11 protein-coding genes are annotated in these 9,457 nt (G+C 58.1%); 8 read left to right on the top strand and 3 right to left on the bottom strand.

Features of this window, described 5'->3' with window-relative positions:
• Together GXX82_08180 and GXX82_08175 are read right to left on the bottom strand one after the other, a co-directional pair.
• On the bottom strand, nucleotides 1–671 hold a 671-nt coding region (locus tag GXX82_08180; GenBank protein ID NLT23008.1), incomplete at its 3' end, for a hypothetical protein.
• A gap of 13 nt (nucleotides 672–684) precedes the next feature.
• The gene (locus tag GXX82_08175; protein ID NLT23007.1) at nucleotides 685–1,089 is read right to left on the bottom strand and encodes a hypothetical protein; all 405 of its coding nucleotides are present in this window, start codon (nucleotides 1,087–1,089) and stop codon (nucleotides 685–687) included.
• Nucleotides 1,090–1,146: 57 nt separating this feature from the next.
• Here GXX82_08175 and exbB point away from each other — a divergent pair, with 57 nt between their 5' ends.
• The 4 genes from exbB to GXX82_08155 are packed head-to-tail and all read left to right on the top strand — an operon-like array spanning nucleotide 1,147 to nucleotide 3,596.
• Nucleotides 1,147–1,632 (top strand): TonB-system energizer ExbB, encoded by a 486-nt coding sequence (gene exbB / locus GXX82_08170; protein NLT23006.1) that lies wholly within the window; start codon nucleotides 1,147–1,149, stop codon nucleotides 1,630–1,632.
• A 21-nt stretch (nucleotides 1,633–1,653) separates the two neighbouring features.
• Nucleotides 1,654–2,034: a biopolymer transporter ExbD gene (locus GXX82_08165; protein ID NLT23005.1), complete on the top strand. Its 381-nt coding sequence runs from the start codon at nucleotides 1,654–1,656 to the stop codon at nucleotides 2,032–2,034.
• The gene (locus GXX82_08160; protein NLT23004.1) at nucleotides 2,031–2,789 is read left to right on the top strand and encodes an energy transducer TonB; all 759 of its coding nucleotides are present in this window, start codon (nucleotides 2,031–2,033) and stop codon (nucleotides 2,787–2,789) included. The genes GXX82_08165 and GXX82_08160 overlap by 4 nt, the downstream gene beginning before the upstream one ends.
• Nucleotides 2,790–2,837: 48 nt before the next feature.
• Nucleotides 2,838–3,596 carry a methyltransferase type 11 gene (locus tag GXX82_08155; GenBank protein ID NLT23003.1) on the top strand — a complete coding sequence of 253 codons (759 nt, stop codon included), beginning with the start codon at nucleotides 2,838–2,840 and terminating at the stop codon, nucleotides 3,594–3,596.
• A 132-nt stretch (nucleotides 3,597–3,728) separates the two neighbouring features.
• Here the strand turns inward: GXX82_08155 and GXX82_08150 are convergent, their stop codons facing one another.
• Nucleotides 3,729–4,379, bottom strand: coding sequence for a TIGR00730 family Rossman fold protein (locus GXX82_08150; protein NLT23002.1), 651 nt, complete (start codon nucleotides 4,377–4,379; stop codon nucleotides 3,729–3,731).
• Nucleotides 4,380–4,458: 79 nt separating this feature from the next.
• On the opposite strand from GXX82_08150, the gene GXX82_08145 reads away from it, so the two are divergent.
• From GXX82_08145 to GXX82_08130, 4 genes are all read left to right on the top strand, one after another.
• Entirely contained in the window at nucleotides 4,459–5,277 is an 819-nt protein-coding gene (locus GXX82_08145) for a DUF72 domain-containing protein (protein NLT23001.1), read from the top strand.
• 50 nt (nucleotides 5,278–5,327) lie between these two features.
• Entirely contained in the window at nucleotides 5,328–6,686 is a 1,359-nt protein-coding gene (locus GXX82_08140; protein ID NLT23000.1) for a phosphomannomutase/phosphoglucomutase, read from the top strand.
• A 101-nt stretch (nucleotides 6,687–6,787) separates the two neighbouring features.
• A complete protein-coding gene (locus GXX82_08135) occupies nucleotides 6,788–9,070 on the top strand; it encodes a DUF2344 domain-containing protein (GenBank protein ID NLT22999.1) in 2,283 nt (760 codons plus the stop codon).
• Nucleotides 9,060–9,457, top strand: a 398-nt coding sequence (locus GXX82_08130; protein ID NLT22998.1) for a S1 RNA-binding domain-containing protein, incomplete at its 3' end; no start/stop codon positions are given. The genes GXX82_08135 and GXX82_08130, both read left to right, overlap by 11 nt.

Genomic DNA, 9,457 nt, shown 5'->3' with positions numbered 1-9,457 from the left:
ATCCTTATCCTCTTCTTCTCCGGTTTCGTTCTCAGGAGGATGTAGGTGGCGCCGGGGCCGCCGTCGGACATTGTGGCGTTGGAGAAGGCGGTCACCCATTTGCGGTGCATGGCACGGAGGATCCATGTTTTCAGGTAGTCCTTGATGGTGGGGTCGCGCTTGGACCTCAAGCCCCGGCCGTGGATCACCTTCACGCATCTGAGACCTTTCTTGATGGCATTGCTCAGGAAGTATTCGAATGTTTCCCGGGCGCCTTCTATGGAGAGGCCGTGGAGGTCTATGACCTGCTGGACGGAGAACTCGCCCTTGCGGAGTTTTTCCATTATGAGGGGGTTTATGCCTTCGACGTAGCCTTCCATGTATTCGGGGAGGTTCGTGACGTTGATGGTGTTGTGGTCCGTCAGCACTTCCTGCAGGAGCTTCTCTTCCTCGTTCTCCCTGCGGGGAGCCGCGACGGGCGCCGGTCTCTTTGCCCGTATCCTGTTGTCGCCCCGGCGGATCGTTCGCACGCCCTCCATGGCTTCGCTGAGGAGGTGCTCCTCGTCCTCGGGCGCGGCGGCGGTCTTCCTGGCGGGTGCCGGCGACGCCTCCTTCTTCACCGTGATCCGGTGTTCCTTGAGAAATCGAGAAAGTTCGGAAAAGGGTTTGTTGATGGAATCGTTGTCATCCATGGACCGGCTCTCCTCACGCGAGTTCCATATCTGTGACGGCTATGGTGTACGTTTCGGCGGTTTCCTGAAAACCGAGGAGCTTGACGTCGCATGTTCCTTTCTCGCCTGCCTCAACGGCGATCACGTCGGAGTAATCGGCAAGACGCTGCCCGTCGGCGTCGAAGAGGGTGACGACGACGGCGAGGACCGCCTCCTCTTCCCTTTCATTGACGAGCCGGCCCGACACCTTCGCCCAGAAGGGAAGGGCGAGCAGGCCGCAGCAGGGCATGAGGGAGAGGAGAAAGACGTGGCCTTCGAAAGAGATGCCGTCAACACAGGTTACGCCCGCGCATGTGAGCTCCCTGGAATTTTGCGGTGTGATGTATCCGATCAGATCGTTCGTCGCTGTCATGGGGCCGCTCCCGGCTTCGATCCTCATATTTACCACAGGAGAAGAACTTTTGACAACAACCAGTATTTATAATAAATTACACACATGCAATGGCTCGGATATGTTGTGGATTACGGGATCATAGGCCTTCTGGGGGTGATGTCTTTTTTCTCCGTGGCCTTCTTCGTGGAGCGTTACCTTTTCTTCAAAAGACTCGATATGACACGGTACGGCAATGACAGGAGAGGGCTGGAGATCGATATCACGAAGAGGATGTCCGTCATCGCCACCATCGGCAGCAACGCGCCCTACGTCGGCCTCCTCGGCACCGTGCTCGGCATCATGCTCACCTTCTCGACCATAGGCAGCCAGGGATACGTTGACGCGACGGGGGTCATGTTCGGTCTTGCCCTCGCGCTCAAGGCCACGGCCATCGGTCTTGTCGTGGCCATACCGTCCATTGTCTTTCACAATTACCTCGTCCGGAAGGTGAAGGTGGCCCTTCTCAGGTGGGATGCCCTGTATGCCGGACAGGACGTGAAAAGAGACGGCGACGTTGTACCCAGGCCCGTGAAGTCCGCAGGGCTGTAACAAAGAACACCGACTGACATAATGGAAGAGAAAGAGTTCAGCTACATCAATATGGTCCCCTTTATCGACGTCATGCTCGTCCTTCTCGTCATCGTCCTCATGACGGGGACCTTCGTCGCGACGGGCATAATCCCCGTCGAGCTGCCGAAGGTGTCCCGGACGCAGGAGAAGGCCATGAAGACAGGCATCATCGAGATAGACAGGAGCGGTGTCGTCTATTACCAGGCGAAGCGCGTCGACCTCACGGGCCTGAAGGGATCGCTCTCCGGCACCCCCCGCGATACCCCGTTCCTCATACGGGCGGACAGGGGTATAGAACTCCAGCGTTTTGTCGAGGTACTCGAAACGGTGAAGTCCATGGGCTTCAGGAAAGTGAGCCTTCAGACGGAGGAAGAAAGATGACCCGGAGCCGTCATGCCGGTTATGCCGTGTCCCTTCTGGTGCATCTCGCGGTGGCAGCCGCGGTCCTCATCATTCCCTTCGAGATGGTGGCGCGGCAGAAGAGCATCGTCCTCGATTTCAGCATTGTAAGGGGACCGGGGAACGACAACGCCGGTGGCGTGGGAAAGCACGGTCCTGCTGGTGGGGAGACGAAAGTCGATCCTCACAGAAAGCAGCCCGCGCCGCTCGCGAAGAGGGCCCCGGTTGACACCCGGAAGACAGACCAGCGGGTAGTGGCTGCCGTTGTCCGGGACCATGATCCCGTCGCGAAGGGCTTCACCGGGGCTGACCCGCAGGGTCAGGTGACCGTGGCCGGTGAGGATTCACCGGGCCCTCATGCCGGGGTAGTGTCGACGTCCTGGTCGGGCGCGACGTCCGGGGGAGGTTCTCCGGGTGCCGGTGGGGGAGGTCCGAAGACGCTTAATTACCTCGGTTCCGGCGGCGCCGACGAGCGGAACTTCTCCTTTATCCGCGACAGGATCATGCAGGGCATCGTTTATCCGGAGCGGGCGAGGAGAATGGGATGGGAAGGGAAGGTGACCCTTTCCTTCACCGTCCACGAGAACGGTTCCATCGGTGATGTGAGGGTCGTGGGCAGCTCCGGTTTTTCCGTCCTTGACGAGAGCGCCAGGGACTCGGTTGCGAAAACAAATCTCAGGAGAAAGGTACCCGTCCGGCTTGTCGTCCTTTTGCCCGTGGAATACAGGCTTCGTTAGGGACAAGCCCGCGGCGGCTGCCGCGACGTGACGGACTTACGTGAAATTATGAAGACCATTGAAGATAACCAGCTCATACTTCTTATCTGGCGCGGCAGGAAATACCTCAAGCGGATAGCCGTTGACCAGTCGTTCCACGGCAAGGGCGGGATGCTCCGCTACGGCGACCTCATCGGCAAGCCCTACGGCATCCGCATCGGCGACTACGATATCTTTGAACCGACCATCGAGGACATCGTCATGCTCGGCCTCAAGAGGGAGACGCAGATAGTCTTCCCCAAAGAGAGCTTTTTCATCGCCTTCCGCCTGAGCCTGAGGAAAGGTTCCCGCGTCCTCGAGGTGGGAACGGGCAGCGGCGCCAACACCTACATCATGTCCCACGCGGTGGGGCCCGAAGGCCTTGTCGTCACCTACGAGCAGGAGGAGAGGCACTTCAGGAACGCGAAGCGCAACATCGAACGCTTCGGCGAATGGGGGAACGTGGAGCTTCACAACGAGGAGTTCACCGGCTGTCCCGGCGGTGATTTCGACGCCGCTTTCATCGACGTGAGGGAGCCCTGGACGGTATTGGAGAAGGTGAGGGATGCCGTAAAGGGAAGCGCCCCGATAGGCATGATAGTGCCCACGGCCAACCAGATATCGGACGCCCTGAAGGCCCTGGAAGAGGGCTTCGGCGACACGGAGGTCCTCGAGATCCTCATCAGGAAATACAAGACCGTAGCCGAACGCGTCCGCCCCACAGACCGCATGATAGCGCATACGGGGTATCTAATTTTCACGAGAAAATTGGATACCATAGACGGGTAAAGACGTGGACGGGCATACGAGTCTGCGCTTCGCGCAAACGGGCGTACGCGGTAAAACAGAAGAAAGAAATTGTGTCTTTTCCTCGTGTGCCCGTGTGCTCGTTTTTCGCTTAAGCGAAAGACCCGTATGCGTTTAGAGGATTACGAACTTCTTCACGTACTCCACGATCTCCTGGGGGTCGTCGCATATTTTGAAGATGTCGAGGTCTTCTTTGAGGATCCTGCCGTGGCTCAGCATCTGGTCCTTCATCCAGTCTATGAGTCCTTTCCAGTAGCATGAATCGTAGAGGATGACGGGGAAGGGGCGCATCTTCTTCGTTTGAATGAGGGTGATGGCCTCGAAGAACTCGTCGAGGGTGCCGAAGCCGCCGGGCATGACGATGTAGGCCATGGCGTACTTGAGGAACATGACCTTGCGGACGAAGAAGTACCGGTAGCTCAGCCGGACATTCGCGTAGGAATTGGGTTTTTGCTCGAAGGGCAGCTCGATGTTGATACCGATGGATTTGGTCCCTCCGTCCTTTGCCCCTTTGTTGGCCGCTTCCATGACGCCTCCGCCTCCGCCGGTGATGATGTTAAAGCCGTTCTTGGCAAGGAGCTTGGTCAGCGCGTAGGTCTTGTCGTACAGATCGTTGCCTTTCTGGCAGCGGGCGCTTCCAAAAACCGTTATCGCGGGGCTGACCTCATTGAGGTTCTCGAAACCCTCGACGAATTCCGCCATGATGTGAAAAAGCCTCCACGATTCCTTGAGGGTCATGTCGTCTATGACGTATTGTTTCTCCATGGTCTCCCCTTTTTACCTTGAGATTTTGGGCGCTGACATATATTATTTACATACAAATTGCTTGTCAAATCAAAACGAAATGGGCGAAATACTGGTCGGAACAAGCGGGTTTTCCTTTGATGATTGGATAGGAGAGGTGTACCCGCCGGGCACCAGGAAACAGGACATGCTGCCCTACTACGTCAACAAGCTGGGGTTCAAGGCCCTGGAGGTGAACTATACGTACTACTCAATGCCGTCGCAGAAGACCATGGAATCCTTCGCGCGGCGGACCACGCCGGACTTCTCTTTCGTCGTGAAGGCCTATAAGGGTATCACTCACTCCATCGACGAGAATGTGAAGGAGACGTGCCGCTTCTTCAGGGAAGGCGTCAGGCCCCTGGGGGAGAGCCTGAAGGCGCTTCTCTTCCAGTTTCCTTACATGTTCCTGCCCACGGATGAGAACATCGGCTACCTGCGGAGGATACGGGATGAGTTCGCGGGGTACGAAACGGTCATCGAGTTCCGTAATGCCAGATGGTTCGAAGAGAGGTATTTCGATCTTCTCAAAGAGTTGTCCCTCGGTTTCTGCATCGTCGACGAACCGAAGCTCAAGGGCCTCATGCCCTTCACGCCGGTCCTGACATCGCGGACGGGGTACTTCCGGTTCCACGGGAGGAACAGGGCGTGGTTCAGGGAGCCCGTCGATGTCCGTTATGATTACCTGTACTCGGAGAAGGAGCTGAGGAGCTTCGTGCAGCCCATAGAGGAGATCGCCTCGGGCGCGGAGGGCACGACCTTCGTTTTCTTCAACAACTGCCATGCGGGAAAGGCAGCCAGGAACGCTCAGATGATGATCGAGCTCTTGCGCGAGAAGCCGTCGTTTGGTTCGGCGGCGCGAACCGCTCCCCACAACTGACGGCATCAGGTGATATCGTCCCTGTTGCGGGACCCCGACAAGGAGTCGACATGAACAATGAGATATTCAGGGAATACGACATCAGGGGAAGCGTCGAACCCGACCTTACCGATGACGTGGTATTGAGCATCGGCCGGGCCTTCGGGTCTTACATGGCGAGGCTCGGGAAGAAGAAGGCGGCCCTGTGCCGCGATTGCCGGCTCAGTTCCGAACACTACCGGGACCTTCTTGCCGAGGCGATGGTCGAAAGCGGCCTCGATGTCGTCGACGTCGGTCTGGCTCCGACGCCGCTCTTCTATTACTCGCTCTTCACTCTCGGCGTGGAAGGTGGCATCATGGTAACGGGAAGCCACAATCCACCCAGCATGAACGGTTTTAAGGTCGCCGTCGACAGGGCGACCCTCCATGGGGACCAGATACAGGACATAAGGAGGATCATCGAGTCGGGAGAATACGCCGCGGGACGGGGATCGTACCGCGAGTACAAGGACATCGTAAGGGACTACCACGAGTACCTGCGCGCGAATATCAAGCTGAGCAAGGGTTTCAAAGTCGTCATGGACGCGGGCAACGGCACGGGAGGTGTTGTCGCCGCCCCCATCATGAAAGAGTTCGGCCAGAAGGTGACGGAGCTGTTCTGCGACATGGACGGACACTTCCCCAATCATTTCCCCGACCCCACCGTGGAGAAGAACCTCGTCTCGCTGAGGGACACCATCCGCAGGGAGAAGGCGGATGTCGGCATCGGGTACGACGGCGACGCGGACCGGATAGGCGTCGTGGATGAAAAAGGCGGCATCATCTGGGGTGATTACCTCATGCTCATCTATGCCCGGCAGATACTCAAGGAGCACAAAGGAGCGACATTCGTCTCCGAGGTCAAGTGCTCCCGGAACCTCTTCGACGATATCGCGAAGCGCGGCGGCAAACCCATCATGTGGAAGGCGGGCCATTCGCTGATCAAGCAGAAGATGAAGGATGTCCACGCCCTGATGGGCGGCGAGATGAGCGGCCACATCTTCTTCGCCGACCGTTTCTTCGGATTCGACGACGCGATCTACGCCTCCCTTCGGTTCCTGGAGATAATGGAGGAGGACGGCAGGCCCGTATCGGAATTTCTCGCCGACCTGCCGAAAACCTATTTTACACCGGAGATACGCACTGACTGTCCGGACAGCGTGAAGTTCGACGTCGTGCGGGAACTGACGGAACTCTACCGGTCACGGTATCCCATCATAGACATCGACGGAGTGCGGGCCATATTCGACGACGGCTGGGGACTTGTGCGTCCCTCCAACACCCAGCCCATCCTCGTCCTGAGGTTCGAGGCCGAAACACAAAAGGCCCTCGACCGCATCCAGTCAATGGTCATGGAAGACCTGGAAAGGATAATGGAGAGATACAGGTGATGGGTAATAGGTAATGGGTAATAGGAAAAGAAGAATACCATCCGGCTGTTCTGTTTTTCCCATGACCCATAACCCATGACCTATAACCCGCCTTTAGACTGATGATCGATATTCCCCGAAATATTCTGAGGCCCGCGCGGTATATCGGGTGCGAGCCGAACCATGTGAGGAAGGACCCCGACGACGTCACGGTGCGGTTTGCGCTGTGCTATCCCGATGTGTACGAGATAGGGATGTCCTATTACGGACTCTTTCTCCTCTACGAGATCGCCAACAACGTTCAGGGGGTCTGGTGCGAGCGTTGTTTCGCCCCCTGGGCGGACATGGAGGAGCACCTCAGGAGATCGGGCACCCCGCTTGGGACGCTGGAGTCGAGGACCCCCCTTCACGCGATGGACCTGATAGGGTTTTCACTGACCTACGAGCTCAACGTGACCAACGTCCTCAACATGCTCGCCCTCGGGGGTGTGAGGATACGGGCGGAAGAGCGGGCGGAAAAAGACCCCATCGTCATCGGGGGCGGCCCGCTCATGCTTAATCCGAAGCCGTACGAACGCTTCTTCGATGTCATCGTGGCCGGGGAAGGCGATGACATACTCCCGTCCCTGCTAAGGACGGCACGGGACATGAAGGGAGAGCGGCGGGACAGCATCATCCGGGAAATGGCCCGGCTGGAAGGGGTCTATTCTCACTTCGCCCCTTCGTCACGGGTGAAGCGCCTTTTCGTGAGTGATCTCGATAACGCGTACCACCCGGTGCGCCCCCCGATACCCACCGTGGACAGCGTGCACAACCGGCTCAACATCGAGATATCGCGGGGCTGCGGGAACGGCTGCAGGTTCTGCCTCGCCGGATTCGGCTACCGGCCTTATCGCGAGCGTTCCTTCGAGGCGGTGAAGGCCGTCATCGACGAAGGGCTCCGCCACACCGGGTACGAGGAGATCTCCCTGTTGTCCTTGAGCTCGGGGGACTACCCCTTCCTCTTCGACGTGCTCGAATATGCGAAGAGAACCTACCATGGCCTGTCCGTGAGCCTGCCCTCCCTCAAGATAGGCAGCATCGGAGAGGACGAGATATCGGCCATGGGCCGGATGGCGCGGACGGGTTTTACCTTTGCCCTCGAGGCCCCGACGGTCTCCCTCAGGTCCCGCCTTAACAAGGACATTGACGTCGATACTCTCGTGGCGCAGCTGCCGCATCTCAAGACCCTGGGCTGGCGAAGGCTCAAGCTTTACCTCATGGTCGGTTTTCCCTGGGAGACGCGGGACGACCTCCTTGCCATCCGGGACGTGATAACGCCGTTCCGGGCGGCGGGCATGGACGTGAACCTCTCCGTGTCCCCCTTTACACCGAAACCGCACACGCCTTTCCAGTGGCTCCCCATGGACGAAGAGAGCGTTCTCGCGGAGAAGATCATGCTCATCAAGGACGCTTTGAAGAAGACGGGCGTTCGGGTGCGCTACCGCGACACCTCGGTGAGTGTCGTGGAGGGCATCGTAGCGCGGGCGGATGAGCGTCTCGCGCCCCTCTTCGAATACCTTCACGACCAGGGGGCGCGCCTCGAAGCGTGGAGGGAGTTCTTCTCTTTCGAACCCTACAGGCGCTGGTTCGAAGAGAATTCGGCGGACATGAAGACATACACCGGCAGCCGCGACAGGGCGCAGAAGCTTCCCTGGGATATCGTCGACATGGGTTTTGAGGATGTCTTTCTCGGGAGGGAACTCGACAAAGCAGGATCGGGGGAGATGACCGTGTCGTGCCTCGCCGGCTGTGCCGGCTGCGGCCTCGGGTGTTCTCTTCCGCAGCGGGCACCCTTTAAGGAGGGGCCCGGGAGAGTCAGCATTTTGGACGCCGCGGCCGAGGTCACGGCTGAAGCCGGTGAGGTCCCGAAGAAGTTCACCTTCCGCTACGGCAAGTACGGCGACGCCCGGTACATCGGTCATCTCGACGTCATGAACATCATCGTGAGGGCCATGAAATCCTCGGGTATCAGAATGAGGATGCGGGGAAAGTATCACCCGCTCCCGAAGATAGCTCTCACGGACGCCCTTCCGGTGGGTGTGGAGAGCTTCGCCGAATTCATCGAGGTCGAGACGGGCAGCGGTCAAACGGTGGACGCGTCCACGGTGAGGGCCATCAACAAAAAGCTGCCCTCTGGCATTAAAATGCACGAATTTATTGAAGGTTCTCTAAGAAATGTGGTAAAAGAATACCTGTTCCTGCTCATTGCTGATGCTCCAGTGGAAGACGGACCCACTCTCTGGAGGCGGGCGAAGGACAGGTTTTTCTACGTGTGGCGCGGCAAGGGCGTGAAACAGCTCTGGATGCAGGGCACGTTCACGAGGATCATAAAGGTGGAATCGAGACGAATTGATGGCTTCTGAACTGGTAATCAACGTAACGTACAGCGAAACACGGATCGCTTTCCTGGAAAACGGGACTCTCGTAGAATTCTTCATCGAGAAAAAGAACGATCACAGCATGGTGGGGAGCATCTACAAGGGCAAGGTCGTCAGGATCGTCCCTGGCATGGACGCCGCGTTCATCGACATAGGACTCGAGAAGTCCGCTTTCCTCTATGTGGGAGACATCATCCTCGACCGCGGTATGTACGAGGAGTTCGACAGCTCGGACTTTCACTTCGAGGTGGGGGAGAGGATCGAAGGCGTCCTCGAGGACGGGCAGGAGCTCATCGTCCAGGTGTCACGCGAGCCTATCGGGCAGAAGGGGACGCGTGTCACGTCGAAGATCACCCTTCCCGGACGGCTCCT

Origin of the sequence: Syntrophorhabdus sp., assembly GCA_012719415.1 — a bacterium.
In the GTDB taxonomy this organism is placed as follows: Bacteria; Desulfobacterota; Syntrophorhabdia; order Syntrophorhabdales; family Syntrophorhabdaceae; genus Delta-02.
Note: the sequence above shows the minus strand (reverse complement) of the source record. Positions and strands in the feature narration are given on the sequence as shown.

Coding starts and splice junctions, on each gene's coding strand:
- GXX82_08175 (NLT23007.1), bottom strand. CDS start 1,089: ATGAGGATCGAAGCCGGGAGCGGCCCCATGACAGCGACGAACGATCTG.
- exbB (NLT23006.1), top strand. CDS start 1,147: ATGCAATGGCTCGGATATGTTGTGGATTACGGGATCATAGGCCTTCTG.
- GXX82_08165 (NLT23005.1), top strand. CDS start 1,654: ATGGAAGAGAAAGAGTTCAGCTACATCAATATGGTCCCCTTTATCGAC.
- GXX82_08160 (NLT23004.1), top strand. CDS start 2,031: ATGACCCGGAGCCGTCATGCCGGTTATGCCGTGTCCCTTCTGGTGCAT.
- GXX82_08155 (NLT23003.1), top strand. CDS start 2,838: ATGAAGACCATTGAAGATAACCAGCTCATACTTCTTATCTGGCGCGGC.
- GXX82_08150 (NLT23002.1), bottom strand. CDS start 4,379: ATGGAGAAACAATACGTCATAGACGACATGACCCTCAAGGAATCGTGG.
- GXX82_08145 (NLT23001.1), top strand. CDS start 4,459: ATGGGCGAAATACTGGTCGGAACAAGCGGGTTTTCCTTTGATGATTGG.
- GXX82_08140 (NLT23000.1), top strand. CDS start 5,328: ATGAACAATGAGATATTCAGGGAATACGACATCAGGGGAAGCGTCGAA.
- GXX82_08135 (NLT22999.1), top strand. CDS start 6,788: ATGATCGATATTCCCCGAAATATTCTGAGGCCCGCGCGGTATATCGGG.